Origin of the sequence: Streptomyces sp. CB09001, assembly GCF_003369795.1 — a bacterium.
Classification (GTDB): Bacteria; Actinomycetota; Actinomycetes; order Streptomycetales; family Streptomycetaceae; genus Streptomyces.
Map to the genome: position 1 here is coordinate 1,501,664 of NZ_CP026730.1, position 26,158 is coordinate 1,527,821.

Annotated in this window: 29 protein-coding genes; 5 read left to right on the forward strand and 24 right to left on the reverse strand. The window is 73.1% G+C overall.

Annotated elements, in window-relative coordinates; translation table 11 throughout:
• The 10 genes from lgt to hisI all read right to left on the reverse strand — a co-directional run bounded on the left by lgt (position 1) and on the right by hisI (position 8,939).
• Entirely contained in the window at positions 1-1,047 is a 1,047-nt protein-coding gene (gene lgt, locus C4J65_RS07040) for a prolipoprotein diacylglyceryl transferase (RefSeq protein WP_115741618.1), read from the reverse strand.
• A gap of 76 nt (positions 1,048-1,123) precedes the next feature.
• Entirely contained in the window at positions 1,124-1,897 is a 774-nt protein-coding gene (locus C4J65_RS07045) for a thioredoxin domain-containing protein (RefSeq protein ID WP_115741619.1), read from the reverse strand.
• Between the two features lie 114 nt (positions 1,898-2,011).
• Entirely contained in the window at positions 2,012-2,827 is an 816-nt protein-coding gene (gene trpA / locus C4J65_RS07050; RefSeq protein WP_115741620.1) for a tryptophan synthase subunit alpha, read from the reverse strand.
• Positions 2,824-4,107, reverse strand: a complete 1,284-nt coding sequence (gene trpB, locus C4J65_RS07055; RefSeq protein WP_115741621.1) for a tryptophan synthase subunit beta — start codon at positions 4,105-4,107, stop codon at positions 2,824-2,826. Before trpB ends, trpA begins: the two co-directional genes overlap by 4 nt.
• Before the next feature lie 327 nt (positions 4,108-4,434).
• Complete coding sequence (gene trpC / locus C4J65_RS07065) at positions 4,435-5,244, reverse strand: indole-3-glycerol phosphate synthase TrpC (protein WP_030866604.1); 810 nt, start codon at positions 5,242-5,244, stop codon at positions 4,435-4,437.
• A 117-nt stretch (positions 5,245-5,361) separates the two neighbouring features.
• Positions 5,362-5,808: a DUF2752 domain-containing protein gene (locus C4J65_RS07070; protein ID WP_115741622.1), complete on the reverse strand. Its 447-nt coding sequence runs from the start codon at positions 5,806-5,808 to the stop codon at positions 5,362-5,364.
• A 94-nt stretch (positions 5,809-5,902) separates the two neighbouring features.
• The gene (locus tag C4J65_RS07075) at positions 5,903-6,154 is read right to left on the reverse strand and encodes an HGxxPAAW family protein (RefSeq protein WP_115741623.1); all 252 of its coding nucleotides are present in this window, start codon (positions 6,152-6,154) and stop codon (positions 5,903-5,905) included.
• Positions 6,155-6,262: 108 nt separating this feature from the next.
• Complete coding sequence (locus C4J65_RS07080; RefSeq protein ID WP_115741624.1) at positions 6,263-6,898, reverse strand: TIGR02234 family membrane protein; 636 nt, start codon at positions 6,896-6,898, stop codon at positions 6,263-6,265.
• Between the two features lie 83 nt (positions 6,899-6,981).
• Complete coding sequence (locus C4J65_RS07085; RefSeq protein ID WP_115741625.1) at positions 6,982-8,490, reverse strand: anthranilate synthase component I; 1,509 nt, start codon at positions 8,488-8,490, stop codon at positions 6,982-6,984.
• Between the two features lie 11 nt (positions 8,491-8,501).
• A complete protein-coding gene (gene hisI / locus C4J65_RS07090) occupies positions 8,502-8,939 on the reverse strand; it encodes a phosphoribosyl-AMP cyclohydrolase (protein WP_115741626.1) in 438 nt (145 codons plus the stop codon).
• Positions 8,940-9,020: 81 nt separating this feature from the next.
• Between hisI and C4J65_RS07095 the strand changes: the two genes are divergently transcribed.
• Positions 9,021-9,656, forward strand: a complete 636-nt coding sequence (locus C4J65_RS07095) for a TIGR03085 family metal-binding protein (protein ID WP_115741627.1) — start codon at positions 9,021-9,023, stop codon at positions 9,654-9,656.
• Between the two features lie 10 nt (positions 9,657-9,666).
• Here the strand turns inward: C4J65_RS07095 and C4J65_RS07100 are convergent, their stop codons facing one another.
• The 10 genes from C4J65_RS07100 to hisD form a co-directional block, all read right to left on the reverse strand.
• A complete protein-coding gene (locus C4J65_RS07100) occupies positions 9,667-10,932 on the reverse strand; it encodes an MFS transporter (protein WP_115741628.1) in 1,266 nt (421 codons plus the stop codon).
• A complete protein-coding gene (locus tag C4J65_RS07105) occupies positions 10,925-11,512 on the reverse strand; it encodes a helix-turn-helix domain-containing protein (RefSeq protein ID WP_115741629.1) in 588 nt (195 codons plus the stop codon). Before C4J65_RS07105 ends, C4J65_RS07100 begins: the two co-directional genes overlap by 8 nt.
• 157 nt (positions 11,513-11,669) lie before the next feature.
• Positions 11,670-12,425, reverse strand: a complete 756-nt coding sequence (gene hisF, locus C4J65_RS07110) for an imidazole glycerol phosphate synthase subunit HisF (protein ID WP_115741630.1) — start codon at positions 12,423-12,425, stop codon at positions 11,670-11,672.
• A complete protein-coding gene (locus C4J65_RS07115) occupies positions 12,422-12,826 on the reverse strand; it encodes a RidA family protein (RefSeq protein WP_115741631.1) in 405 nt (134 codons plus the stop codon). Before C4J65_RS07115 ends, hisF begins: the two co-directional genes overlap by 4 nt.
• A 16-nt stretch (positions 12,827-12,842) precedes the next feature.
• On the reverse strand, positions 12,843-13,565 hold the full coding sequence (priA, locus tag C4J65_RS07120) for a bifunctional 1-(5-phosphoribosyl)-5-((5-phosphoribosylamino)methylideneamino)imidazole-4-carboxamide isomerase/phosphoribosylanthranilate isomerase PriA (protein WP_115741632.1): 723 nt from the start codon (positions 13,563-13,565) through the stop codon (positions 12,843-12,845).
• A gap of 35 nt (positions 13,566-13,600) precedes the next feature.
• Positions 13,601-14,272, reverse strand: a complete 672-nt coding sequence (hisH, locus tag C4J65_RS07125) for an imidazole glycerol phosphate synthase subunit HisH (RefSeq protein WP_115741633.1) — start codon at positions 14,270-14,272, stop codon at positions 13,601-13,603.
• Positions 14,269-14,433, reverse strand: a complete 165-nt coding sequence (locus C4J65_RS36290; RefSeq protein ID WP_003976764.1) for a hypothetical protein — start codon at positions 14,431-14,433, stop codon at positions 14,269-14,271. Before C4J65_RS36290 ends, hisH begins: the two co-directional genes overlap by 4 nt.
• Positions 14,434-14,436: 3 nt before the next feature.
• Positions 14,437-15,030 carry an imidazoleglycerol-phosphate dehydratase HisB gene (hisB, locus tag C4J65_RS07130; RefSeq protein WP_030186039.1) on the reverse strand — a complete coding sequence of 198 codons (594 nt, stop codon included), beginning with the start codon at positions 15,028-15,030 and terminating at the stop codon, positions 14,437-14,439.
• The gene (locus C4J65_RS07135; RefSeq protein ID WP_115741634.1) at positions 15,027-16,136 is read right to left on the reverse strand and encodes a histidinol-phosphate transaminase; all 1,110 of its coding nucleotides are present in this window, start codon (positions 16,134-16,136) and stop codon (positions 15,027-15,029) included. Before C4J65_RS07135 ends, hisB begins: the two co-directional genes overlap by 4 nt.
• Positions 16,133-17,458: a histidinol dehydrogenase gene (gene hisD / locus C4J65_RS07140; RefSeq protein ID WP_115741635.1), complete on the reverse strand. Its 1,326-nt coding sequence runs from the start codon at positions 17,456-17,458 to the stop codon at positions 16,133-16,135. The genes C4J65_RS07135 and hisD overlap by 4 nt, the downstream gene beginning before the upstream one ends.
• Positions 17,459-17,657: 199 nt before the next feature.
• Between hisD and C4J65_RS07145 the strand changes: the two genes are divergently transcribed.
• From C4J65_RS07145 to ybaK, 4 genes are all read left to right on the forward strand, one after another.
• Entirely contained in the window at positions 17,658-19,235 is a 1,578-nt protein-coding gene (locus C4J65_RS07145) for an oxidoreductase (RefSeq protein WP_115741636.1), read from the forward strand.
• 209 nt (positions 19,236-19,444) lie between these two features.
• On the forward strand, positions 19,445-20,581 hold the full coding sequence (locus C4J65_RS07150; RefSeq protein ID WP_115741637.1) for a hypothetical protein: 1,137 nt from the start codon (positions 19,445-19,447) through the stop codon (positions 20,579-20,581).
• An 11-nt stretch (positions 20,582-20,592) separates the two neighbouring features.
• Complete coding sequence (locus C4J65_RS07155; RefSeq protein WP_115741638.1) at positions 20,593-21,333, forward strand: LON peptidase substrate-binding domain-containing protein; 741 nt, start codon at positions 20,593-20,595, stop codon at positions 21,331-21,333.
• 13 nt (positions 21,334-21,346) lie between these two features.
• On the forward strand, positions 21,347-21,865 hold the full coding sequence (gene ybaK / locus C4J65_RS07160) for a Cys-tRNA(Pro) deacylase (RefSeq protein WP_115741639.1): 519 nt from the start codon (positions 21,347-21,349) through the stop codon (positions 21,863-21,865).
• A gap of 132 nt (positions 21,866-21,997) precedes the next feature.
• On the opposite strand, the gene C4J65_RS07165 is transcribed toward ybaK, so the two are convergent.
• The 4 genes from C4J65_RS07165 to C4J65_RS07180 all read right to left on the reverse strand — a co-directional run bounded on the left by C4J65_RS07165 (position 21,998) and on the right by C4J65_RS07180 (position 26,034).
• Complete coding sequence (locus C4J65_RS07165; RefSeq protein WP_115741640.1) at positions 21,998-22,714, reverse strand: AAA family ATPase; 717 nt, start codon at positions 22,712-22,714, stop codon at positions 21,998-22,000.
• Positions 22,715-22,748: 34 nt separating this feature from the next.
• On the reverse strand, positions 22,749-23,573 hold the full coding sequence (locus C4J65_RS07170) for an ABC transporter permease (protein ID WP_115741641.1): 825 nt from the start codon (positions 23,571-23,573) through the stop codon (positions 22,749-22,751).
• Positions 23,574-23,680: 107 nt separating this feature from the next.
• Entirely contained in the window at positions 23,681-24,655 is a 975-nt protein-coding gene (locus tag C4J65_RS07175; RefSeq protein WP_115741642.1) for an ABC transporter ATP-binding protein, read from the reverse strand.
• Positions 24,656-24,822: 167 nt separating this feature from the next.
• Entirely contained in the window at positions 24,823-26,034 is a 1,212-nt protein-coding gene (locus C4J65_RS07180; protein WP_115746329.1) for an NYN domain-containing protein, read from the reverse strand.
• Between the last annotated feature and the right edge of the window lie 124 nt (positions 26,035-26,158).

Genomic DNA, 26,158 nt, shown 5'->3' on the forward strand with positions numbered 1-26,158 from the left:
TCAGCCCTTCTTGGCGGAGTCGGCGCCGTTCGTCACGCCCTCGGCGTCCTTCGCGTCGTCCGCGTCGTCTGCTTCGTCCACGTCTGCTTCGTCCGCGGCCGACGTGTCCTCCGCGGCCTCGGTGGCGCCGGTGGCATCGGTCTTCTCCGCGGCGTCCGCGTCGTTCTCGGTGTCCTTGGCGTCCTTGGCGTCCTTGTCCGCTGCGGACCTGGTGTCACCGGCGGCGGACTGCGCGCCCGGCTCCACCACGGCCTCCCGGCCCGGCCGCTTCCGTGCCGACAGCACGATGTAGAGCACGGCGAGCAGGAACACGAAGAGCGCGGTCCAGTTGTTCAGCCGGAGACCCAGGATGTGGTGGGCGTCGTCGACGCGCATGTACTCGATCCAGAAGCGGCCCGCGCAGTACGCCGCCACGTACAGGGCGAAGGCACGCCCGTGGCCGAGCTTGAAGCGGCGGTCGGCCCAGATGACGAGCAGCGCGACGCCGATGCACCAGAGCGACTCGTACAGGAACGTCGGGTGGTAGGTGCCCGGCACCCGTCCGTCGGCCGTCGAGGTGATCTCCACGGCCCACGGCAGGTCGGTCGCCTTGCCGTACAGCTCCTGGTTGAACCAGTTGCCCCAGCGGCCGATGGCCTGCGCGAGGGCGATGCCGGGGGCGACGGCGTCGGCGTAGGCGGGCATCGGCACGCCCCGGCGGCGGGCACCGATCCAGGCGCCCACCGCGCCGAACGCGATGGCGCCCCAGATGCCGAGGCCGCCCTCCCAGATCTTGAAGGCGTCGACCCAGTCACGGCCCTCGCTGAAGTACAGCTGGTAGTCCGTGATCACGTGGTAGAGGCGTCCGCCGATCAGGCCGAAGGGAACGGCCCAGACCGCGATGTCGGCCACCGTGCCCGGCCGCCCGCCCCGGGCGATCCAGCGCTTGTTGCCGAGCCAGACGGCAACGAAGACGCCGATGATGATGCAGAACGCGTAGCCGCGCAGCGGGATGGGACCGAGGTGCAGCACCCCGCGCGACGGGCTGGGAATGAAGGCAAGTTCCATGGCAGGGTCGACGCTACCGTGTCGGACGGGGGCCGCGGCGGGCAGCCCGGCTACGGGTCCGTAACGAGCGGGCGCGCTACTTGTTGGCGTCCTCCACCGTCTGCTTGAGCTTGGCCGGGGTCATGGAGCGGTCCTGGTAGATGTTCTTGCCGTCCAGGAGCACGGTCGGGGTGCCGCTGAAGCCGCCGTTCTGGAAGGCCTTGTTGGACTTCTCCACCCAGCTGTTGTGCTTGCCGTTCTTCACGCACTCCTGGAACAGGGTGGTGTCGAGGCCGTCGACCTTGCCCGCCAGGTCGAGCAGCTTGTCCTCGTCGGCGAAGGCGTCGTCGGTCTCCGGCGGCTGGTTGTCGTACAGCACGTCGTGGTACGGCGGGAACTTTCCGGCGTCCTGGGCGCAGGCCGCGGCGTTGGCGGCCTTGCGGGAGCCGGTGCCGCCCATGTTGCCGTCGATGATGGTCGCCAGGTGGTACTCGACCTTGAGCTGTCCGGCATCGGTCAGCTCGTGGATGGTGTCGCGGTACGCCAGCTCGAAGGCCTTGCAGGCCGGGCAGCGGAAGTCCTCCCAGACGGTGAGCGTGGACTTGGCGCTCTCCTCGCCGACCGGGATCGCGAGGCCGTCCTTGCCCTGCGCCCCCGAGGGGGCCACGACCGGGCCCGCGGACTCGCTGCCGTCGTCCTTGCCCGCGTTCGCCGCGACCACGCCGATCACCGCCGCGAGTCCCAGCACGCAGACCACGCTCGCGCCGACGATCAGCGCACGGCGGCGCTTGTCCCTGGACCTCTGCTTCTCGCGCTCGGCCGCCAGCTTCTCGCGGGCGCCGCGCTTTCCCTGTCGGTTCTTCTCGCTCACACCCGCAGAACGAACCGGGGAGGCGCAGCGCGCCTCCCCGGTCCCAGGTCCACTCGTACGAGGGACCTCGCTCACGTGCTCGTCCGGCGGTGCCCGTCCGTCACGTGCTGGTGCTCACGCCTGTCCGCGCACGCCCTTCGCCAGGTCGGCGGCGAGCGCGCGGACGCCCTCCAGGCCGGCCGCGTCGTCGGGCGCGTCCAGCATCCGCTTGACGAAGGCCGAACCGACGATCACGCCGTCGGCGAAGCCGGCCACCTCGGCGGCCTGGGCCGCGTTGGAGACGCCGAGGCCGACGCAGACCGGGGTGTCGGTGGTGGCGCGGGTGCGCCGCACCAGGTCCTCGGCCTGTGCGCCGACCGACTCGCGGGTGCCGGTGACACCCATGAGGGAGGCGGCGTAGACGAAGCCGCTGCCGACCGCGGTGATCTCGGCGAGCCGTGCGTCCCTGCTGCTGGGCGCGACCACGAAGACGGTGGCCAGCCCGTGCTTGTCGGCGTGTTCCCGCCACAGCGCCGACTCCTGGACCGGCAGGTCGGGCAGGATGCACCCGGCGCCGCCCGCCTCGGCCAGCTCGGCGGTGAAGCGCTCCACGCCGTAGCGGTCGATGGGGTTCCAGTACGTCATGACGAGGATCGGCTTGCCGGTGGCCTCGTGGGCCTCGCGGACCGTGCGCATCACGTCGGCGATCCGTACGCCGCCGCGCAGGGCGATGTCGTCGGCGGTCTGGATCACGGGGCCGTCGAGCACCGGGTCGCTGTGCGGCAGGCCCACCTCGACGACGTCGGCGCCGCCGTCGAGCGCGGCCTTGATCGCCGCGATGCCGCCGTCCACGGTCGGGAACCCGGCCGGGAGGTAGGCGATCAGGGCGGCGCGGCCCTCGGACCTGGCGGCCGCGAGGGTGTCGTTCAGCAGCCGTACGTTCCCGCTCACTTGGCGTCCCCCTCGATCTCCGCGGCGCCGGTCCCGTCGGCGGCGACCTCGGCGTCGGTGTCGTACAGCCCGAAGTAGCGGGCGGCGGTGTCCATGTCCTTGTCGCCGCGGCCGGACAGGTTGACCACGATCAGCCCGTCCCTGCCGAGCTCCTGGCCGACCTCCAGGGCACCGGCCAGCGCGTGGGCGCTCTCGATGGCCGGGATGATGCCCTCGGTGCGCGACAGCAGGCGCAGCGCCTGCATGGCGGCGTCGTCGGTGACCGCGCGGTACTCGCCGCGGCCGGAGTCCTTGAGGTAGGCGTGCTCCGGGCCGATGCCGGGGTAGTCCAGACCGGCCGAGATCGAGTACGGCTCGGTGATCTGGCCCTCGTCGTCCTGGAGGACGTAGGACCGGGAGCCGTGCAGGATGCCGGGCTCGCCCGCGGTCAGGGTGGCCGCGTGCTCGCCGGTCTCCACGCCGTGCCCGGCGGGCTCGCAGCCGATGAGGCGGACGTCCGCGTCGGGGATGAAGGCGTGGAAGAGGCCGATGGCGTTGGAGCCGCCGCCGACGCAGGCGATCGCGGCGTCGGGCAGGCGTCCGGCCTGCTCCAGGAGCTGGCGCCGGGCCTCGACGCCGATGACGCGGTGGAAGTCGCGGACCATCGCCGGGAAGGGGTGCGGACCGGCGACGGTGCCGAACAGGTAGTGGGTGCGGTCGACGTTGGCGACCCAGTCGCGGAAGGCCTCGTTGATCGCGTCCTTCAGCGTGCGGCTGCCGGACTTCACGGCGACGACCTCGGCGCCGAGCATGCGCATGCGGGCCACGTTGAGCGCCTGGCGGCGGGTGTCGATCTCGCCCATGTAGATGGTGCAGTCGAGGCCGAAGAGGGCGCAGGCGGTCGCCGTGGCCACGCCGTGCTGGCCCGCGCCGGTCTCGGCGATGACGCGGGTCTTGCCCATGCGCTTGGTGAGCAGGGCCTGACCGAGCACGTTGTTGATCTTGTGCGAGCCGGTGTGGTTCAGGTCCTCGCGCTTGAGGAAGATCCTGGCTCCGCCGGCTTCGGCGGCGAAACGGGGGACCTCGGTGAGGGAGGACGGGCGGCCCGTGTAGTGGACGAGCAGGTCGTCCAGCTCGCGGGCGAACTCCGGGTCGGTCTTGGCCTTGTCGTACTCGACGGCGACCTCGTCGACCGCCGCGACGAGGGCCTCGGGGATGAACTTGCCCCCGAAGGCGCCGAAGTAGCCCTCGGCGGAGGGGACTTGACCCTCCGGGTCGGGGATGAAGAAGTTGCTGGGCATGCGTGAACCTCACGGTGAGTGTCTGGTTTGGACTAATCGCCGTGGGGGCGGGGACCAATTGTCGGCTACCGGCTGTGGGTGGGCTGGTCGCGCCCACGCGACGGAGTCGCAAATTCAACGGGGCCCCGCGCCCCTATGGGGCGCGTGAGCCATCGCATGCCGTTGACCTGCCCCGGTTCGTCTCCGATGACGTACCGCACCCGGCGGCCGTGGACCCGGCGGGCGGGGGCGCGGCAGCCGCGGGGGCGGCAGCCGCGCGCCAGGCGCGCGTAGGGGTCCCGGGACGCCGGGATCAGCGGGAGCGTCATGGGGTCAGCCTACCGGGGGTCAGCCCCGGCCGTGGCGGAGCGCGGGATGTTCGCCGGCCGCCACCAGGTCGGAGACCGCCGTCTTCGGGTCGCGGCCGGTGACCAGGGACTCGCCGACCAGCACGGCGTCGGCGCCCTCGTTGGCGTAGGCGATGAGGTCGTGCGGGCCGCGGACGCCGGACTCGGCGACCTTGACGATGTGCGCGGGGATCTCCGGAGCGACCCGCTCGAACGTACCGCGGTCGACCTCGAGCGTCTTCAGGTTGCGCGCGTTGACGCCGATGACCTTGGCGCCCGCGTCCACGGCGCGCTCGACCTCGTCCTCGTCGTGCACCTCGACCAGCGGGGTGAGTCCGATGGACTCGGCGCGCTCGATCAGCGACTCCAGGGCCGGCTGCTCCAGGGCCGCGACGATCAGCAGCACGAGGTCGGCACCGTGGGCGCGGGCCTCCCACAGCTGGTACGAGGTGACGATGAAGTCCTTGCGCAGCACGGGGATGTCCACGCGCGCGCGTACCGAGTCCAGGTCGGCCAGCGAGCCGCCGAAGCGGCGCTCCTCGGTGAGGACGGAGATGACGGCGGCGCCGCCCGCCTCGTAGTCGGCGGCGAGCCCGGCCGGGTCGGCGATGGCCGCCAGCGCGCCCTTGGAGGGGCTGGAGCGCTTGACCTCGCAGATGACCTTGACGCCGTCGCCGCGCAGCGCGGCCACGCCGTCCTTGGCGGGGCGAGCCTTGGCCGCGCGCTCCTTGAGCTCGTCGAGGCTGACGCGCGCCTGCCGCTCCGCGAGGTCGGCACGGACTCCGTCGATGATCTCGTCGAGCACACTCACGCGAGCGGCCCCCTTTCAGACGGCAAAACGTGTGGTCACTGTGATGGTATCCGCAGCCGGGCACCGGTCCCGCATCCGGCCGATCCGGGTCCCACTACCTGGACGTTCCATAAATGATCAAGGGTGGAGCCAGCCACCGAACGGCAGGTTCCGGACAACGGTGAAGACCAGCAGCAACGTCCCCAGCGTCCACAGGTGGACCGGTCCGAGGTCGATGCGTACGGGACGGCCCCGGGCCGCGCGGATCACCCAGACGGTCCACAGGACGGCGAAGCCCAGATAGGCGAGGACGGCGGGCGCGTTGGCGTGCAGCGCGGCCGTCAGGTCGCCGTGGACGAAGGCGTGGGCGCTGCGCAGGCCGCCGCAGCCGGGACAGTAGACGCCCGTGAAGCGCAGCAGGGGGCAGACGGGGTAGTGGCCGGGCTCGTAGGGGTCCACGCTCCCCACGTAGGTGAGGGCCCCGGCGACGGCCGCGAGCACTCCGGCCGGGACGGCGAGGCGGAGGGCCGCGCCACGGGGCAGGGGGATGCTGGTCCGGCTGGGTTTCCCGCTCTCGACGTCCACGCCCGCATTCTGCCCCCGGTGGGGTCCACCCGCACGTGAGGGGCGGTCCCGGCACGGTGGTGCCGATCCGCCCCTCGGGAACTCCGTGCCCGGGTCAGCCCTTGGCGCCGGCCGGCGCGTGCTCGCCCGCGACCTGGTGCACGGGGTGGTTCTGCTTCGGCTGGCCGAGGCCCATCATCTTCATGATGTAGCCGACGACACCACCGAGGAGCACGACGGCCATGCCGGCCCAGAAGCCCCACGGCTGGGCCGCCACCATGAACATGCCCGCGATGCAGAAACCGATGAAGGCGATGATGACACCGGTCCAGGCGGCCGGGGTGTGACCGTGGCTGCTGCCCGCCATTGCTTGCTCCTCGTTGCTGTGTGCCAAGTCTGAGCAGGACGCTCGCACCCATTGTCCCGCACGGGGACACGCGCCGTGAGCGGGGGTGCTCCAGTGGGTGAACAGCGGTCAGGCGCTGGTGGGGTCCTCGCCCCGGTCGATGGCCTTCCACAGGTCCTCGGGGCGGTCCGGGTCGACGGTCTGCGGCCTGCGCCGCGGGGCGCCGCTCCGTTCGTAGCGTCCGGACATCGCGGGCCACTGGCGGCCGTAGCGCAGCGCGAGCAGTCCGGCCAGCAGGAGCAGGGCGCCGCCCACGGCCGCGACGTACGGCCAGGCGGTGTGGGAGAGCGCGTCGACGGTGGCCGAGGTGTCGCCCGCCGCCTTCGCGGCCTGGTCGTCGAGCGCGGAGCTGTCGGAGGCGCCGGCCAGGGCGGCGGCGACGGTGCCCGCGCCGCTCAGCGCGAGCAGCGCGGCGACGGCGAAGCGGCCGGCCCGGCGGACGGCGAAGACGGCGACGAGCGCGGCGAGGCCGACTATGGCGAGCGACGCGGGTACGCCCGTGACGTCGCTGCCCCTGGCGGTCAGGGTGAACGCGCCGCCGGCCACCGTCGCGGTGCCCTCCGCCCACTCCTGCCGGGTGGCGAGCAGGGCGACGGCGGCGCCGAGCGCGCCGCACAGCAGGGCGACGGCGAGGCTCCGGCGGCCGGCCCGGGCGGGTCCTGCGGCTGGGGTACGGGGGTGAGGAACGGCTGTCACGTACTCCACTATCGCCCGAACCCCGGGCGAACCGTCACCCGGGGTTCGCATTGGGGGCGTGAGAATCGCCCCACCGGTTCGACCGGCTGGCCCTATTGCGCCAGCCGGTTGGCCGTGTGTACGGCCCTCAGCACGGCCGCCGCCTTGTTGCGGCACTCGGTGTCCTCGGCGACCGGGTCGGAGTCGGCGACGACGCCCGCGCCCGCCTGGACGTAGGCGGTGCCGTCGCGCAGCAGGGCGGTACGGATGGCGATGGCGGTGTCGGAGTCGCCGGCGAAGTCGAGGTAGCCGACGCAGCCGCCGTACAGGCCGCGCCGGGAGGGTTCGAGTTCGTCGATGATCTGCAGGGCGCGCGGCTTGGGCGCGCCGGAGAGGGTGCCGGCCGGGAAGCAGGCGGTGAGCACGTCGAAGGCGGTGCGGTCCGGGGCGACCCGGCCGGTGACCGTCGAGACGATGTGCATGACGTGCGAGTACCGCTCGACGGACATGAAGTCGACGACCTCGACGGAGCCCGGTTCACAGACCCGGCCGAGGTCGTTGCGGCCGAGGTCGACGAGCATCAGGTGCTCGGCGCGCTCCTTGGGGTCGGCGAGCAGTTCGTCGGCGAGGGCCTGGTCCTCCTGCGGGGTGGCCCCGCGCGGCCGGGTGCCGGCGATGGGGTGCACCATGGCGCGTCCGTCCTCGACCTTGACCAGCGCCTCGGGGGACGAGCCGACGACGTCGAAGCCGTCGAGACGGAGCAGGTACATGTACGGGGAGGGGTTGGTGGCCCGCAGGACCCGGTACACGTCGAGCGCGCTCGCCGTGCAGGGCGTCTCGAAGCGCTGGGAGGGGACGACCTGGAAGGCCTCGCCCGCGCGGATGCGCTCCTTGATGTCCTCGACGGCGTCCTGGAAGTCGGGGCCGCCCCACAGCGCGGTGTACTCGGGCAGCTCGGAGGGCGGCAGCGCGGCCGGTGGCTGGGCGACGGCCCGCGAGAGGTCGGCCTCCATGACGTCCAGCCGGGCGATCGCGTCGGCGTAGGCCTCGTCGACGCCGGTCTCCAGGTCGTTGTGGTTGATCGCGTTGGCGATCAGCAGGACCGAGCCCTCCCAGTGGTCCATGACGGCGAGGTCGCTGGTGAGCAGCATGGTCAGCTCGGGCAGCTTCAGGTCGTCGCGCTCCCCCGGGCCGACCTTCTCCAGGCGGCGCACGATGTCGTAGCCCAGGTAGCCCACCATGCCGCCGGTGAAGGGCGGCAGGCCCAGGTCGTGGGCGAGGTCGCGCGGGGTGTGCAGGGCCTCGACGGTGGCGCGCAGGGCGGCGAGCGGGTCGCCGTCGGTGGGGACGCCTACGGGCGGGGTGCCCTGCCAGTGGGCCTGGCCGTCCTTCTCGGTGAGGGTGGCGGCGCTGCGGACGCCGACGAAGGAGTAACGGGACCAGCTCCGTCCGTTCTCCGCGGACTCCAGGAGGAAGGTGCCGGGGCGCTCGGCGGCGAGCTTTCGGTACAGCGCCACGGGGGTGTCGCCGTCGGCGAGGAGCTTGCGGCTCACCGGGATCACCCGGCGGTCGGCGGCCAGCTTGCGGAAGGTGTCGAGGTCCATGTCATGCGTGACGTCCATGGCGGCAGACCCTACTGACCCGCGCCGGGCGCGTCGGCGGCCGCGGCGTCCTCGGCGGCCCCGGATCCCTCGGCGAGGAGCACGTCGGTGTCGAAGCAGGTGCGGGTCCCGGTGTGGCAGGCGGCACCCACCTGGTCGACCTTGACGAGGACGGTGTCGGCGTCGCAGTCCAGGGCGACCGACTTCACCCACTGGAAGTGACCCGAGGTGTCGCCCTTGACCCAGTACTCCCGGCGGCTGCGCGACCAGTAGGTGCAGCGTCCGGTCGTCAGCGTGCGGTGCAGCGCCTCGTCGTCCATCCAGCCGAGCATCAGCACCTCTCCGGTGTCGTACTGCTGGGCGATGGCGGGCAGGAGGCCGTCGGCGCTGCGCTTGAGGCGGTCGGCGATCTCCGGGGCGAGCGGGCCGGGGCGCCGGGGGCTGCCACCGGTGGGGGAGCTGCTGGTCATGTGCCCATTGTGCCGCGCGGGAAGGACACGCCCCCGGGACGTCCATTGGGCGGACCCGGCCCGCCGCCGTAGGCTGACGGCATGTCGACTTTCGCCAAGCGTGAACGACTTCTGCTCGCGGATCTGCTGGAGACGGCGGGTCCGGACGCCCCCACCCTGTGCGAGGGCTGGCGGACCCGGGACCTGGCCGCGCACGTGGTGGTGCGCGAGCGGCGTCCGGACGCGGCCGGGGGCACCCTGATCAAGCCGCTGGCCTCCCGCCTCGACCGGGTGATGGAGGAGTACGGCGCCAAGCCCTACGAGGAGCTGCTCCAGCTGATCCGCACCGGCCCGCCCCGCTTCTCCCCGTTCCAGCTCAAGCAGGTCGACGAGGCGGCGAACACGGTCGAGTTCTACGTCCACACCGAGGACGTCCGCCGGGCCCAGGACGACTGGTCGCCGCGCGAGCTGGACCCGGTCTTCCAGGACGCCCTGTGGTCCCGCCTGGAGCGGGCCGCCCGGCTGATGGGCCGCGGCATCCCGACGGGCCTGGTGCTGCGCCGCCCGAACGGCCAGACGACGGTCGCCCACCGGGGTACGCCGGTGGTGACGGCGACGGGCGAGCCGTCCGAGCTGCTGCTATTCGCCTACGGCCGGCAGGACGCCGCGAAGGTGGAGCTGGCGGGCGAGGAGAACGCGATCGCCAAGCTGCGGGAGACGAAGCAGCTGGGCATCTGACCTCCGTCGCTCACTTCGGCAGCTCGGCCCGCCGTACGCCCGGCGCGCACAGGGCGACGACCCCGCCGAGGCCGCAGACCGCGGCGCTGACGGCGAAGACGGGGCCGGTGCCCCAGACGCCGATGGCGGCGGCCGACAGGGGCATGCTCAGCGGGGCGATGCCCAGGCTGACGATCCCGGAGACCGCCGTGACGCGGCCGAGGAGGGCGGGAGCGGACTGCGTCTGGAGCAGGGCCCCGCAGAGGGCGCCGCTGAGGCCCGCGAGCAGTCCGATGAGCAGCGCCGTCCCGACGGCCACCGGAAGGGCGGGTGCCTGCGCCAGCGCGCCGATCGCGACCGCGCCGGGGACGAGGGCGCCGGCGACGACGTACCCGGCGTGCGGCACGCGCCCCCGGACGGTCAGCAGCAGGGCGGCCGCCCCGGCGCCGGCCCCGAAACCGGCGAGTACCCAGCCCATGCCCGAGGCTCCCCAGCCGCGTTCGTCGGCGAGCAGGGTCAGGCCGATGTTGAGCGGGCCGACGAAGCCGAGGTCGCCGAGGGCGATGACCAGCATCAGCGGCCCGAGGACGCGGTGTCGGCGAATGTACCGGAGCCCGTCCCGCAGGTCGCGCCACGCCGTGCCGCCCTCGGCGGCCACCGCATCGTCGGGTGGCAGCTCGCGCATCCTCACGGAGACCAGCAGCGGTACGGACACGGCGATCAGCACACCGGCGAGGGCGAAGGCCGCCGCCGCGCCGCCGAGTGCCACGCCGAGACCGCCGAGCGGGGCGCCCACGACGGAGGACAGGCGGACGGCGAGGCCGCGCATGCCCTGGACGCGGGCGAGCTGGTCCTTGGCGGTGATGCGCGCGGGGAGCGCCCCCACGGCGGGCATGAAGAGGGCGTCCACCGCGCCGAAGACGAGGGCGAGTACGGCCAGGAGCCACAGTCCGGGGTCGGTGGCGAAGAGCAGTGCGGCCACCGTGAGGACCGCGGCGCAGCGTACGGCGTCGCTGCCGATGACGACCCGGCGCGGCCCCAGCCGGTCGACGACCACTCCCCCGCCGAGCATGAGCAGCGCGCGCGGCACCGCGCTCACGGCCGTGACGATCCCGGCCTCGGCGGGGCTGCCCTGCCGCACGGCGGCCCAGGACAACGCGAGGAAGAAGACGCTGTCGCCGAGCATGGACGCGGTGTAGGCACCGACCCAGCGCAGCACGTTGGCGTCCCGGTGGGCGGGGGCCGAGGCGGCAGCGGGTATGTGCGCGTCCGTCACGGGCGCGGCCGCCTCAGACACGGAAGGGGAATCCGTAGACGTGCAGGGCGACGTTCTCGCGCCCCTCGGTGTCGCCGGCGGCTTCGGCGGCCCGGCCCCGCTCGTCGTACTTCTTCGCCAGGGCGAGCAGTTCCTCGCCCAGTTCCTTCAGGTCGGCGGGCGTGAGGCGCAACTGTGACTCGTTGTCGGGGGCTGCGGAGTTCCACTCGGGGCCCCAGGTGGAGCGTTCGTCGAGGTAACGGCGGTACATGTCGGCACGCTGCTCGTGGAAGAGCCGGGTGGCGGCGAGGTGAGCGGCGGCCCGCTCGGGGGCGTCGCGGAAGTTCTCGTCGCGGATGCTGACCCCGTCCGAGGACGGCTGCCACCACCGCTCCCGGCCATCCGCGCTCTGCGGTTCGGCCTCCTCGACCAGCCCGTACTCGGCCAGCTTGCGCAGGTGGTAGCTGACCAGGGAGACGGCCTCGTCCACCTGCTCGGCAAGCTGCGACGCGGTCGCGGTGCGCGCCACGGCGAGGTTGCGGTAGAGCCGGCTGCGCAACGGGTGGGCGAGGGCCTTGAGGGTGCCCAGGTCGGTGATGGGGCGGTTCTCCTGACGCGGCATGCGGCCAGACTAGATTACGAAAGAAAAATTGCGCAATGGACGTTGCGCAATTTTGCTTTCCTGGTCCGAGGGAGGCGAAGCCCTCTCCCGACGCCTGACCGCTGCAAGCAGGAGCTTCGGCAAGTCCGCCCCCGTCACCAACGAGCGCCTGCTCGAACTACCGAACGGGATGCCCCGCCCCCCGCAGTGCTTCCTTCACCTCGCCGATCCGCAGGTCGCCGAAGTGGAAGACGGACGCCGCCAGTACCGCGTCCGCGCCCGCCTCGACCGCCGGGGCGAAGTGGGCGAGGCTGCCCGCGCCGCCGGACGCGATGACCGGGACACTCACGTGCTTGCGGACCGCCGCCAGCATCTCCAGGTCGTAGCCGTCCTTCGTGCCGTCCGCGTCCATCGAGTTGAGCAGGATCTCCCCCGCGCCCAGCTCGGCGGCCCGGTGCGCCCACTCCACGGCGTCGATGCCGGTGCCGCGCCGGCCGCCGTGGGTGGTCACCTCGAAGGTGCCCGCCTGGGTGCGCCGGGCGTCGACGGACAGCACCAGGACCTGGCGGCCGAAGCGCTCGGCGATCTCGCGGATCAGGTCGGGGCGGGCGATGGCGGCGGTGTTGACGCCCACCTTGTCCGCACCGGCCCGCAGCAGCTTGTCGACGTCCTCGGCGGTGCGCACCCCGCCGCCGACGGTCAGCGGGATGAACACCTGTTCGGCGGTGCGGCGCACCACGTCGTAGGTCGTCTCGCGGTCGCCCGACGAGGCGGTGATGTCCAGGAACGTCAGCTCGTCGGCGCCCTCGGCGTCGTACACCTTGGCCATCTCGACGGGGTCGCCCGCGTCGCGCAGGTTCTGGAAGTTGACGCCCTTGACGACCCGGCCGTTGTCCACGTCCAGGCAGGGGATGACTCGGACCGCCAGGGTCATGAATCCACGGCTCCTCTATACGCTTCCACTTCGACCGACACCAGGACCCGCGAGTCGATGAAGCCCTCCACGACCAGCAGGGTCGTAGCCGGGCGGACGGAGTCGAACAGCTCCTTGTGGGCGCGGCCCACCTCATCGACATCGCGTGAATGTGCCAGGTACACACGGGTCCGGATCACGGACTCGATGCCGAGCCCGAACTCGGCGATCGCGTCGGCGGCGGTGGCGAAGGCCACCTTGGTCTGTTCGTACGGGTCGCCCTCGCCGTAGAGCATGTCGCCCTTGAAGGCGGTGGTGCCCGCCACGATGACACGATCACCCGCCGCCACGGCGCGGGCGAAACCGAAGGACTCTTCCCAGGGACTCCCGCTCTGCACGCGCCGCACGGCTTCTGATGTCATGACACGGTGTCCGATTTCACGACGTAGCCTCCAGGGCTTCTTCCAGGGTGAACGCCTTCGCGTACAGGGCCTTCCCGACGATGGCCCCCTCGACACCGGCCGGGACGAGCCCGGCGATCGCGCGCAGGTCGTCCAGGGAGGAGACGCCGCCCGACGCCACGACCGGGCGGTCGGTGGCCGCGCAGACGTTCTTCAGAAGCTCCAGGTTGGGGCCCTGCAGGGTGCCGTCCTTGGCGATGTCGGTGACGACGTAGCGGGCGCAGCCCTCCTTGTTCAGGCGGTCCAGCGTCTCGTAGAGGTCGCCGCCGTCGCGGGTCCAGCCGCGGCCGCGGAGCGTGGTGCCCCGTACGTCCAGGCCGACCGCGATCTTGTCACCGTGCTCCGCGATGACCTTGGCGACCCACTCGGGGGTCTCCAGGGCGGCGGTGCCGAGGTTCACCCGGGTGCAGCCGGTGGCCAGGGCGGCGGCGAGGGTGTCGTCGTCGCGGATGCCGCCGGACAGCTCCACCTTGATGTCCATCGCCTTCGCGACCTCGGCGATCAGCGCGCGGTTGTCCCCGGTCCCGAACGCCGCGTCCAGGTCGACCAGGTGCAGCCACTCGGCGCCGGAGCGCTGCCAGGCGAGGGCGGCCTCCAGCGGGGACCCGTAGGAGGTCTCGGTGCCGGACTCGCCGTGCACGAGGCGAACGGCCCGGCCGTCGCGGACGTCGACGGCGGGGAGGAGTTCGAGCTTGCTCATCTCTACCGGGCTCATCTCTTCTACCGGGCTCATCTCTAGAGGGTTTCGATCCAGTTGGTGAGGAGCTGGGCTCCGGCGTCGCCGGACTTCTCGGGGTGGAACTGCGTGGCCCACAGTGCGCCGTTCTCCACGGCGGCCACGAAGGGCTTGCCGTGGGTGGCCCAGGTGACCCTGGGCTCGGCGATCAGCGGGTTGTGCGATTCCTGGGCCCACTCGTGGACGGCGTAGGAGTGCACGAAGTAGAAGCGGGCGTCGGCGTCCAGGCCGGCGAAGAGCTGGGAGTCGGCCGGTGACTCGACGGTGTTCCAGCCCATGTGGGGCACGACGTCGGCCTGGAGCGGTCCGACCGTGCCGGGCCACTCGTCCAGTCCCTCGGCCTCCACGTCGTGCTCGATGCCGCGCGAGAAGAGGATCTGCATGCCGACGCAGATGCCCATGACCGGGCGTCCGCCGGACAGCCTGCGGTCCACGATCCAGTCGCCGCGGGCGGCCTTCAGGCCGTCCATGCAGGCGGCGAAGGCGCCGACGCCGGGGACCAGCAGCCCGTCGGCGTTCATCGCCCTGTCGTAGTCGCGGGTGATCTCGACGTCGGCTCCCGCGCGCGCGAGGGCACGCTCGGCGGAACGGACGTTGCCGAAGCCGTAGTCGAAGACGACGACCCGCTTGGCACGAGAGGCGGCGGAGGTCGCGGCGGTCGCGGCGGTCAACTCCAGACCTCCAGCCTCAGGACGCCGGCGAGCAGACACATGCCGGCGCCGATGGAGAGCAGCACGATGAGGCCCTTGGGCATCTGCTGCTTGGCGAAGGAGTAGATGCCGCCGAGGAAGAAGAGGCCGACGACGATCAGTGCGGTGGACGTACCGTTCATGGGTTACAGCGCGCCCTTCGTGGAAGGCAGGATGCCGGCCGCGCGCGGGTCGCGCTCCGAGGCGTAGCGCAGGGCCCGGGCCAGCGCCTTGAACTGGCACTCCACGATGTGGTGCGCGTTGCGCCCGTAGGGCACGTGCACGTGCAGGGCGACCTGGGCCTGGGCGACGAAGGACTCCAGGATGTGCCGGGTCATCGTCACGTCGTACTCGCCGATCATCGGCGCCATGTTCTCGGGCTCGGTGTGCACGAGGTAGGGGCGGCCGGACAGGTCGACGGTGACCTGGGCGAGGGACTCGTCCAGCGGGACCGTGCAGTTGCCGAAGCGGTAGATGCCCACCTTGTCGCCGAGGGCCTGCTTGAAGGCGGCACCCAGCGCGAGGGCGGTGTCCTCGATGGTGTGGTGGGAGTCGATGTGCAGGTCGCCGTCGGTCTTCACGGTCAGATCGAACAGACCGTGCCGGCCGAGCTGGTCGAGCATGTGGTCGTAGAAGCCGACGCCGGTGGCGATGTCGGTCTTGCCGGTGCCGTCGAGGTCGATCTCGACGAGGACCGAGGTCTCCTTGGTGGTGCGCTCCACGCGCCCTACGCGGCTCATGTGTGCTGCTCCTTCTTGACTTCACGTACCGCGTCGAGGAACGCGTCGTTCTCCTGCGGAGTGCCGGCGGTGACCCGCAGCCACCCCGGTACGCCGTTGTCCCGGACCAGGACGCCCCGGTCGAGGATCTTCCGCCAGGTCGCGTGGGAGTCCGCGAACCGTCCGAACTGGACGAAGTTGGCGTCGGACTCGGTCACCTCGTAGCCGATGGCGCGCAGTTCGGCGACCAGCCGGTCCCGCTCGGTCTTCAGCTGCTCGACGTACTTCAGCAGCGTGTCCGTGTGCTCCAGGGCGGCCAGCGCGGTCGCCTGGGTGACGGCCGACAGGTGGTAGGGCAGCCGTACGAGCTGGACGGCGTCGACGACGGCCGGGTGCGCGGCGAGGTAGCCGAGGCGCAGGCCCGCCGCGCCGAACGCCTTCGACATGGTGCGGGAGACGACCAGGTTCGGCCGGCCGTCCAGCAGCGGCAGCAGCGAGGCGCCGTGGCTGAACTCGATGTACGCCTCGTCCACCACGACCATGGACGGCTTCGCCGCCTGGGCGGCCTCGTGGAGGGCGAGGACCGTCTCGGCGGGGACCGCGTTGCCGGTGGGGTTGTTGGGGGTGGTGACGAAGACGACGTCCGGGCGGTGCTCGGCGATCGCCTTCTCGGCGGCGGGCACGTCGATGGTGAAGTCCTCGTGGCGCGGCCCGGAGATCCAGCCGGTGCCGGTGCCGCGCGCGATGAGGCCGTGCATCGAGTACGACGGCTCGAAGCCGATCGCGGTGCGGCCCGGTCCGCCGAAGGTCTGCAGCAGCTGCTGGATGACCTCGTTGGAGCCGTTGGCCGCCCAGACGTTGCTCACGTCCAGGGGGTGCCCGGAGGTGTTCGTCAGGTACTCGGCGAGCTTCGTGCGCAGCTCGACCGCGTCCCGGTCCGGGTAGCGGTTGAGGTCGCGGGCGGCCTCGCGGACGCGCTCGGCGATCCGCTCGACCAGCGCGTCGGGCAGCGGGTAGGGGTTCTCGTTGGTGTTCAGCCGTACCGGCACGTCCAGCTGGGGCGCGCCGTAGGGGGACTTGCCGCGCAGCTCGTCCCGTACGGGGAGATCGTCGATGCCGAACGTCACTTGCTTTCCGGGACCTTCCACTCGAACCTCGCCTTGATCGCCGCGCCGTGCGCGGGCAGGTCCTCCGCCTCCGCCAGCGTCACCACGTGCCGCGCGATCTCGGCGAGCGCGTCGCGCGTGTAGTCGACGATGTGGATGCCGCGCAGGAAGGACTGCACGGACAGGCCGGAGGAGTGGCAGGCGCAGCCGCCGGTGGGCAGGACGTGGTTGGACCCGGCCGCGTAGTCGCCGAGCGAGACGGGCGCCCAGGGGCCGACGAAGACCGCGCCGGCGTTCTTGACGCGGTCGGCGACGGCGGCGGCGTCGGCGGTCTGGATCTCCAGGTGCTCCGCGCCGTAGGCGTCGACCACGCGCAGACCCTCGTCCAGGCCGTCGACGAGGACGATCGCGGACTGGCGGCCGGCGAGGGCCGGGCGGATCCGGTCCTCGATGTGCTTGGTGGCCTCGACCTGCGGCTGGAGCTCCTTCTCCACCGCCTCGGCCAGCTCCACGGAGTCGGTGACCAGGACGGCGGCGGCCAGCGGGTCGTGCTCGGCCTGGCTGATCAGGTCGGCGGCGACGTGCACCGGGTCGGCCGTCGAGTCCGCCAGGACGGCGATCTCGGTCGGGCCGGCCTCGGCGTCGATGCCGATCTTCCCGGTGAAGAAGCGCTTGGCGGCGGCGACCCAGATGTTGCCGGGGCCGGTGACCATGTTGGCGGGCGGGCAGGACTCGGTGCCGTAGGCGAACATCGCGACGGCGGTGGCACCGCCGGCCGCGTAGACCTCGTCGACGCCGAGCAGGGCGCAGGCGGCCAGGATGGTGGGGTGCGGGATGCCGCCGAACTCGGCCTGCGCGGGCGAGGCGAGCGCGATAGACCCGACCCCGGCCTCCTGCGCGGGCACCACGTTCATGATCACGGAGGACGGGTAGACCGACCGGCCGCCGGGCACGTAGAGCCCGACCCGCTCGACCGGCACCCACTTCTCGGTGACCGATCCGCCGGGCACGACCTGGGTGGTGTGCGTGGTGCGGCGCTGCTCGCGGTGGACGAGCCGGGCGCGCCGGATGGACTCCTCCAGGGCCGCGCGGACGGCCGGGTCGAGCTCCTCCAGCGCGCGCGTGAGCGCGTCCGCCGGGACCCGGACCTGCTCCAGCCGGACGCCGTCGAACTGCTCGGTGAAGTCGATCAGCGCCGCGTCCCCGCGATGATGCACGGCCTCGCAGATCGGACGCACCTTCTCCAGGGCGACCGAGACGTCGAAGTCGGCTCGGGGCAGCAGGTCGCGCAGGGCGGGGCCCTCGGGGAGGGCGTCGCCGCGCAGATCGATTCGGGAGATCACGGAACCAATTCTCTCAGACCCGCGTCCGGCCCGGTCCGCGCGTATCAATGGCTGATACAGAACGCGACGGACCGCACGGCCCACGGTGAACTCGCGCGATCCGTGCTCACTTTGAGTGTTCAGCCGGTCACACAGTGGGCATGAACGGTTGTACGAAGCGTGAGCGACCGGCGAGTAGGTGGGGAGGGAGTGAAGCACCGTGACCGAGGGGGCCGGCCATCGTGACGGAGAGCTGCCGGACGACCTGACCACGGCGGAGGCCGGCATGTGGCAGGCCTTCCGCAACGGCAGCGTGTACGACCTGAGCAGCGGCGACGCGCTCGTCGACGACCCGCACGGCGGGCATCCGTGGGGGCCGGAGCGGACCGTGCGGGCCCGCGTGGTGTGCTGGCTGCTTCTCGACGGTCCGCCCGCGCTCGCGGGCCGGGTGTCCTCGCTGCAGTTGGTGGGGGTGCGGATCGGCGACACGATGGATCTGGCGGGCGGCACGGTGGTGCCCTACGTCGAGCTGCGGCGCTGTCGCTTCGAGCGGGAGGTGCTGCTGCCGGAGACCCGGTTCACGACGGTGCGGCTGGTGGACTGCGCGGTGCCGCGCCTGGAGGCGGCCCGGCTGCACACCGAGGGCGACCTGCACCTGCCGCGCTCCCGCTTCCCGGGCGGCATCCGGCTCACGGACGCGCAGATAGGCACCGACCTGCTGCTCAACCAGGCGATCGTGCACCGGGACCGCAGCGGGCGTTCCATCGCCGCGGACGGCATGACGGTGGGGCAGGACCTCCAGGCCGAGATGCTGGAGTCGCACGGCGAGGTGAGCCTGCGCAGCGCCCAGGTCGGCGTCTCGCTCAGTCTGCGCGGCGCCCGGCTGCTCAACCCGTACACGCGGCACGCGCTGAACGCCCCGCAGCTGACGGTGGAGCGCACGCTGTACCTGACCCCGGCGGGCCTGGGCAGCCCGCTGCTGCGCGGCACCACGCCCGCGCAGGGCACCCGGATCCAGCGTTTCGAGTGCGAGGGCGGGGTGCGGCTCGACGACGGGCGGTTCGGCGACGCGCTCGACCTGGAGCACGCCCGGTTCACCTTCACCGACGACCAGGAGCTGTCGCTGCGCCGGGTGCAGACGCCCGAGCTGCGCTTCCTGGGCGAGCGTCCGGCGCGCGGGCGGGTGGTGCTCTCGGGGGCGCGGGTGGTCAACCTGATGGACCGGGCGGACAGCTGGCCGGGCCCCGGCCGGCTGCACATGGGCGGCTTCGCCTACGAGAACCTGGTGCCGCGCGGGCCGTTCCCACTGGCGAAGCGGCTGCGCTGGGTGGGCGCCGCGACCGCCGAGTACCACCCGGAGCCGTACGAGCGCCTGGCCGCCGTGCTGCGGGCCGGCGGCGAGGACGAGGACGCCCGCGAGGTGCTGCTCGCCAAGCACCGCAGGCGCCGCGAGAGCCTGCCGGTCGCCGCGAAGCTGGTGGGCTACGCCCAGGACTGGACGGTCGCCTACGGATACCGGCCGGGCCGGGCGGCGGTGTGGATGGCGGTCCTGTGGGCCGCCGGCTCCCTCGCCTTCGCCCGCACGGACCCGCCCCCGCTGAAGAGCGGCGAACACCCGGACTGGAACCCGGCTCTCTTCGCGCTCGACCTCCTCCTCCCGGTGATCGACCTGGGCCAGGCCGGCTCCTGGCAGCTCCACGGCGGCTGGCAGTGGCTGTCGACGGCCCTGGTCCTGCTGGGCTGGGTCCTGGCGACCACCGTGGCAGCGGGCGCCACCCGCCTGCTCCGCCGGAGCTGACCCCTCCGGGGACGGACACGGCTCGCCCACGGCGACGGGACCGGCCCTGAGCACCCGTCTCCCGGAACGGGCACGCGGTGCCGGGCGCGTGTCGCACGTCCCCCGCCACGGGCGGCGCGCCCCCAACCGCCACCGGAAGGCCGCCGACGGCGGGAGGAGCCGCCAGGGGCCACCCGCACAAGCGGTGCGGGTGGGAACCCGAACGGCCGATGGCGGAGCCGAGGCCGCACAACCATCCCGAACCCTCGGCCGTCGTACTGGCCATGCTGCGCGCGTTCCTGCGGACCGCGGCTGCCCGGACCCGCTCCCGGTCGCCACGGCCCGCCCCAGACGACGACGTGCTCCTCGACGCCCCCGACGACCGCCTCGCCCCGGCCCTCGTCGCCGCGGCCCACGGCGAGCACGGCCCCGCGGCACGCCTCCTCGCCGGTACCCGCGACCACGCCGAATGGGACCACCGCGACCGTTACGCGACCCGGCTCGCCGCTTTCGCGCGCTTCCGCTCCGAGTGGCTCGACACCTGGCGCACCACCGCCCCGGACGACCCCGACGCCCTGCTGGTCGGGGCCCGTCTGGCGGTCCACCGGCACTGGGACTCACCGGCCCGCACCGAACTCCTGCGCCAGGTGATCCCCGCCGTGGTCGCCGCCGCCGAGGCCGCCGGCCCCGCCGACCCGGTGCCGTGGCGGACCGCGCTGGACGCCGCACGGGGCGCGGGCGCCGGGCACGCCGAGTTCGAGCACCTGTGGGAGCAGGCCGTCCGCCGCTGCCCGCATCACTACGGCAGTCATGTCGCCGCCCTCGAGTACCTGGCGGCCGCCTCGCCCGACGCCCACGGCGAGTGCCTCGACTTCGCCGAGACGGCCGCCCAGGAGGCCCCCGACGAGGCGCTCGTACGGGCCCTGCCGCTGCACGCGGCCTTCACCTGTCTGACGGCCACGGCCACGCGCACCGGTACCGGCACCGGACGCCACACCGGCGGTGCGACCGCGACCGCCGTACGCGCCCACCGCCCCCGACTGGACGCCGCCGCCGACCGCGCGATCGCCCTCTCGGCGGCCCACCCGGCGGCCGATCCCTGGGCGGCGGAACTGCGGAACCTGCTCGTCTACGTCCTCGTACGCCTGGAACGGCACCAGGACGCGGCGGAGCAACTGCTGCTGACCGGTCCGTACGTCACGTCCTTCCCGTGGGACCGGGACACGGACGACCCGCTCGGCGGCTTCCTGCGGGTGCGCTCGGACGTCCGTGCGCGCCCCGGGGACACGCCCTCCGCGGCCGGTACGGCGGCTCCGGGGCGCCCGCGGAACGGGCGCGGCGAACGCGTCCGCCCCGGCGACCATTAGGCTTCTGCGTCGTGACCACCGTCCGGCTCCCCCTCTTCCCCCTGAACTCGGTCCTGTTCCCGGGGCTGGTGCTCCCGCTCAACATCTTCGAGGAGCGCTATCGCGCCATGATGCGCGAGTTGCTGAAGACTCCCGAGGACGAACCACGCCGGTTCGCCGTCGTGGCGATCCGCGACGGCTTCGAGGTGGCCCAGACCGCCCCCGGCCTGCCCGACCCCACGGCGACCCTCGAGCGCGGGCCGGCGGCCGGGTTCGGGGCCGACCCGCTCAAGGCGTTCCACAAGGTGGGCTGTGTCGCGGACGCGGCGACGGTCCGGGAGCGGGCCGACGGCACCTTCGAGGTGCTGGCGACCGGCACGACCCGGATGCGGCTGCTCTCGGTGGAGGCCTCGGGGCCGTTCCTGACGGCCGAGCTGGAGCCGCTGCCCGAGGAGCCGGGCGACGAGGCGGGCGCCCTGGCGGAGGGCGTGCTGCGGTCCTTCCGGCAGTACCAGAAGCGGCTGGCGGGGGCCCGCGAACGGTCACTGGCGACCGGCGCCGACCTGCCGGACGAACCGGGTGTGGTCTCCTACCTGGTCGCCGCCGCGATGATGCTGGACACGCCGACGAAGCAGCGCCTGCTCCAGGCCCCGGACACCGCCTCACGGCTGCGGGACGAGCTGAAACTCCTTCGCTCGGAGACCTCCATCATCCGTACGCTGCCGTCCCTGCCCGCGCAGGAACTGACGCGCGGCCCGACGAGTCTCAACTGAGGTACTGGCCCGCATGGCGAGGAAGCCGAACAAGCCCGGCAGGGCGAAGAAGCAGCAGTCGGGCGGCACGCCCGCGACGGTGGCGCTCACGGCAGCCGGGGTGACGTACGCGGTCCACTCCTACGAGCACGACCCGGCCCACCCGTCCTACGGCGAGGAGGCGGCGGAGGCCATGGGCGTGTCGCCGGAGCGGGTGTTCAAGACGCTGGTGGCGGAGGTCGACGGCGCCCTGACGGTCGCGGTGGTGCCGGTGGCGGGCCAGCTGGACCTCAAGGCGCTGGCGGCCGCGGTGGGCGGCAAGCGCGCGGCGATGGCCGACCCGGCCCTGGCCGAGCGCACCACGGGCTATGTGCGCGGCGGCATCTCCCCGCTGGGCCAGCGCAAGCGCCTGGCGACGGTCCTGGACGCGTCGGCCTCCGAGTACGCCACGATCTGTGTCTCGGCGGGGCGCCGCGGCCTGGAGGTCGAGCTGGCCCCCGACGACCTGGCCGCGCTCACGGACGCGGTGCTGGCGCCGATCGGGCGCGCCTGACCCCGGCCGGACGTGCGCGCCCTCTCGACGGACGTCCGGTTGTCGGCCAATCAGACAGGACCTGTCGAAGCGAACGCGCAAACGCCGCCGGCGCACCAAGAAGGGCCGGGCGAACCACGGCCGCCGGCCGGCCTAGGCCGACTTGTCCCCGTACGGCGCCGACGGGTACTGCCCCGGTGCCGGCCAGGGGTCGGGCTCCGGGTCCCGGGGCCCGAACAGGCCGGTCAGCCCCAGGTGGACCACCAGTGCCGCGAGCGGCCACGCCAGCAGCGCTCCCTTGGCGCCCAGCTTGAGCGGGGCGGAGAACGCCACCCCTTTGCCCACGTCCTTGGCGTGCGCGATCACGTCCTGCGTCGGCCCGAGCCACACCCCGAGCCACCACGCCAGCAGCGATCCGAGCAGACCGCCGACACCGAGGGCCACCACCAGCGGCACGCCGCCGCGCCGCCGCAGCAGGAACACCACGACCGCGCTGAGCGCCCCGAACGCCAGCGCGAGCAGCGTGAACGTTCCGTCGACGCCGATCGCCTGCTCGCCCTCCGAGTCCTTCAGGTAGACGACCCAGCTGTCGTCGAGGATCTGACCCACCAGCGGCACGCTCGGTGCCAGCTTCCACCACAGCACGCCCAGCAGCGCACCGGAGAGCGCGACCGCCAGCGCGGTCACGGCGGCCTGCCGCACTTCGGTCAACATCCCGGGGCCGTCCTGTTCGCCGTACGTGCCGTAAGGGTCGTGAGAACCGCCGGGCGCGGCTCCCGTCGCGTGTGCGCCGACGGGCGGCGGCACCGGCCCGCCCTGGTACGACGGGCGTTCGTTCGGCGGCGGTGGCGGGGTCAAGGGTGCGGTCACCGTGCCATCGTGCCAAACCCGCCTGTGCGGCGCGTCACCGGACGGCGGCCCGGCGGTACGCCCAGGTGGCCACGGCCAGCGAGATCACCCCGACCGCGGCGCACACGGCGAGGTCGCCGAGGACGAAGCCCCAGTCGGGCCGCTCGCCGAAGGTGCGCGCGAAGGCCTCCACCCCGTACGTGGAGGGCAGCAGGTCCCGGGCCAGGCGGACCACCTGCGGCATCCGCTCGGGCGGCAGCACGCCGAGCAGCAGCGCCGCCGACATGCCGAGCTGGCCGAGGAGGGTGGCGAACTCGGGCCGGGGGGCGAGCAGCCCCAGCGCCGCGCCCAGTCCGGCGAGGGCGGCGCCCGCCAGCGGGATCACGGCCACCAGCACCCACAGGTGGGTCATCGGCAGCCCGAACAGCAGACATCCGAACACCGCGGTCACCACGGTCCCGGGCACGGTGAAGGACGCGTAGGCGCCCGCCGCGCCCAGCACCACCGCGGCCGGCGGCACCGGCAGGGTCGCGTAGTGGTCGAGGCCGCCGCTGGCGCGCAGCTGGCCGAAGTACTGGGCGAGGAGGTTCAGGGCGACGAAGGCCACGACGAGCACCGCGGACCCGGCGACCACGGCCTGTGCCTCGCCACCGCCGTCGACGACGCCGCGCATGAGGATCATGATGCCGATGGACTGGAAGGTCGCCACGAACAGCAGCGGGATGCGCGCGACCCGAGCCCGGGACAGCTGCGCGCGGTACACGGCCACCAGGGAGGGCCACAGCCGTGCCTTCGGCCCCAGCTCGGCCGGGCCGGCCACGCGCCGCCCCTCGGTCGCCGGCGCGGCACCCCGCAGGGCATCGGCGGGTACGACACTCACGTCGCGCAGCTCCCCTTCGCTCGGGTCGTTCGAAGCGGTCGCCCCGGCGGGGGCGGTCGCCCCGACGGGTACGGATGCGGCGGCCGGTGTTCTCAGCGCTCGCGTGCTCACGTCCTCACCAGTCCCTGTCGCGCGGCGCCGCCCAGCGCCAGGTACACGTCCTCCAGGCTGGGCGTGGCCAGGGTGAAGTCGTCCAGGGCGGCGAAGGCGGCGCCGCCGGTGACGGTGGCGACGACCGCGCGGGCCTCCTCGGGGGCGAGCCGCAGGGTCCAGCGGCGTCCCGACTCGACGACGCGGTCGCGCAGGGCGGCGACCTCCGGGACGTTCAGCGGCGCGCTCTCGCGCCACACCAGGTCGACGCGGACCTCTCCGGCGACCTGCTCCTTGAGCCCGGCGGGCGTGTCGCAGGCGATCACGCGTCCCCGGTCGAGGACGGCGACCCGGTCGAGGACGGTCTCGGCCTCGATGACGTTGTGGGTGACGAGCAGCACGGTGGCGCCGTGCTCGGCGCGCCGCCGGTCGACGGCCGACCACACCGCGCGCCGGGCCACCGGGTCCATGCCGGTGGTCGGCTCGTCCAGGACGAGCAGCGGGCGCTCCCCCACCAGTGCGGCGGCGAAGCAGGCCAGGCGGCGCTGGCCGCCGGAGAGCTTCTTGATCGGGCGGGCGGCGAGCCCGGTCAGGCCCAGCTCCTCGAGCACGGCGTCCCGCTCGGCGCGGGCCCGGCGCGCCTCGAGGCCGCGCAGCCGCCCGGTGGTCTCGGCGGCGAGCGACACGGTCAGCTCGTCCAGGGCGCTGGACTCCTGCCCCAGGTAGGCGAGGATCCGCGCGGCCCGCTCCGGGTGGCGCACGATGTCGTGCCCGAGGATCTCCACGCTGCCGCCGTCGGGCCGCATCAGCCCGGTGAGCTGGCGGACGAGGGTGGACTTGCCGGCGCCGTTGGGTCCGAGCAGTCCGAAGATCTCACCGCGGCGGATGTCCAGGGTGACGTCGTCGGTGGCCCGCACCTCGGGAGTGGCGGGGACCCCGCGTCTGCCGCGCACCGCCGGATAGGTCTTGGTCAGTGCGCGCACCACGCACACGGCATCGCCACCGGGTCGAGGTGCCTGTGCCGCGCGCGTACTCACAAGGGAGGAGACTACGGGGTCGGTCCCCTCGGCCCGCTCCCGGGTCCGCCCATAAGTGTCGATTCAGCAGGTGTCGGTCCGGCCGGGGAGCGCCGCGGAGAGCAGGGAGACGCCGGGGCGTCTCACTCGGCGGCGGGCGTGCGTTCGGTCGCCGTGCGCACGTCGATCTCCCGCCAGAACCCGGCCCGGATGGCATACCGGTCGTGCTCGTCGATCTGGTCGTCCTTGTGCGCGAGCAGTCCGAAGCGGGCCGCGTAGCGCAGCAGCTCGCCGTCGACGCGGTGCGGGATGCGCGGGTACATCCCGGACAGCTTCTGCAGGTGGCCGTGGTCGCCGAGCCGTTCCAGCCAGCGCCGGGCGAAGACCTGCCCCACCTCGTACGGGTCGCCGCCGACCGTGGTGATGTCCTCCTCGCGGTCGGCCCAGCGCTGCTCGGCCGTGGTGAGCTGGGCCAGTGTCGGCAGCGTGGCGGCCTCGGAGGGCTCGGCGGCGGGCCGGTCGACCCAGCCCTTGTCGGAGGACCAGCGCAGGGTGGCGTTGGCGGGCTGCGGGGCGGGGTGGGCGCCGGGGGCGCGCAGGGCGGCGAGGTCCTTGGGGGTGGGTACGCCCTTGGCCGGCGGTACCCGTTCCTCGGCTCCGGCCGGTCCCGCGGCGGCCGTGGTGGGGTGTTCGGGCGTCTCGGCGGGACGCTGGGCGGCGGAGAGCGCGGACTCGGGCAGCGGCGCGGAGAGGATCGCGGCGATCTCGGGGCGGGGCACGGGCGGCGGCGCGCAGATGCCGCCGAGTTCCTTGGCGCGTACGGCCTTCGTGATCCACGTACGGTCCAGGACGCGGCGTTCGTCGGCCTCGGCGACCAGGTCCTCGGACTGGTTGTAGTCGCCGTCGGCGGCCTGCACGGCCCACAGATGGACGGCGACGCCGTGTTCCTTGGCGGCCATCATGCCGGGCAGCAGGTCGCCGTCGCCGGTGACCAGGACGACGTCGGAACAGGCGCGGTTGCGGGCCAGTTCGGTCAGTTCGGCGTGCATGGCGGCGTCCACGCCCTTCTGCGCCCAACGCCCGTCACTGCGGGTGAGCGCGCCGAGCCGGACGGTGACCCGGGGCATCACCCGCAGCCGACGGTGTTCGGGCTGCGGGACGCGGTCCGGGGCGCCGTCGAACCAGTAGATGCGCAGCAGGGGCTGTTGCGTGTCGGACTCGGCGCGGTCGCGCAACCCCTGGATGAGAGCGGCGTGATCGACGGTGATGCGGGAACGCGAGGGTTCCCCCGCCAGGAGACTCGCGGCGGCCCCCAGCAGATACCCGGCGTCCACCAGGACGATGCAGCGGTCCACGCGGTCCACCCTCTTTCCGGGAGGTTTGCTTCGGGCTTCCTTCGAGTCTGCCCGACCACGCGGAGGTTAACGGCCCGAACTCGATCTTCGGCGTGGCGTTTCGGCACCCCGCGACCGCTCGAAC

Coding starts and splice junctions, on each gene's coding strand:
- C4J65_RS07115 (WP_115741631.1), bottom strand. CDS start 12,826: ATGACATCAGAAGCCGTGCGGCGCGTGCAGAGCGGGAGTCCCTGGGAA.
- lgt (WP_115741618.1), bottom strand. CDS start 1,047: ATGGAACTTGCCTTCATTCCCAGCCCGTCGCGCGGGGTGCTGCACCTC.
- C4J65_RS36290 (WP_003976764.1), bottom strand. CDS start 14,433: ATGAACGGTACGTCCACCGCACTGATCGTCGTCGGCCTCTTCTTCCTC.
- hisB (WP_030186039.1), bottom strand. CDS start 15,030: ATGAGCCGCGTAGGGCGCGTGGAGCGCACCACCAAGGAGACCTCGGTC.
- C4J65_RS07105 (WP_115741629.1), bottom strand. CDS start 11,512: ATGCCGCGTCAGGAGAACCGCCCCATCACCGACCTGGGCACCCTCAAG.
- hisF (WP_115741630.1), bottom strand. CDS start 12,425: ATGACCCTGGCGGTCCGAGTCATCCCCTGCCTGGACGTGGACAACGGC.
- hisI (WP_115741626.1), bottom strand. CDS start 8,939: ATGACCAGCAGCTCCCCCACCGGTGGCAGCCCCCGGCGCCCCGGCCCG.
- priA (WP_115741632.1), bottom strand. CDS start 13,565: ATGAGCAAGCTCGAACTCCTCCCCGCCGTCGACGTCCGCGACGGCCGG.
- C4J65_RS07095 (WP_115741627.1), top strand. CDS start 9,021: ATGTCGACTTTCGCCAAGCGTGAACGACTTCTGCTCGCGGATCTGCTG.
- ybaK (WP_115741639.1), top strand. CDS start 21,347: ATGGCGAGGAAGCCGAACAAGCCCGGCAGGGCGAAGAAGCAGCAGTCG.
- C4J65_RS07150 (WP_115741637.1), top strand. CDS start 19,445: ATGGCGGAGCCGAGGCCGCACAACCATCCCGAACCCTCGGCCGTCGTA.
- trpB (WP_115741621.1), bottom strand. CDS start 4,107: ATGCCCAGCAACTTCTTCATCCCCGACCCGGAGGGTCAAGTCCCCTCC.
- C4J65_RS07075 (WP_115741623.1), bottom strand. CDS start 6,154: ATGGCGGGCAGCAGCCACGGTCACACCCCGGCCGCCTGGACCGGTGTC.
- C4J65_RS07085 (WP_115741625.1), bottom strand. CDS start 8,490: ATGGACGTCACGCATGACATGGACCTCGACACCTTCCGCAAGCTGGCC.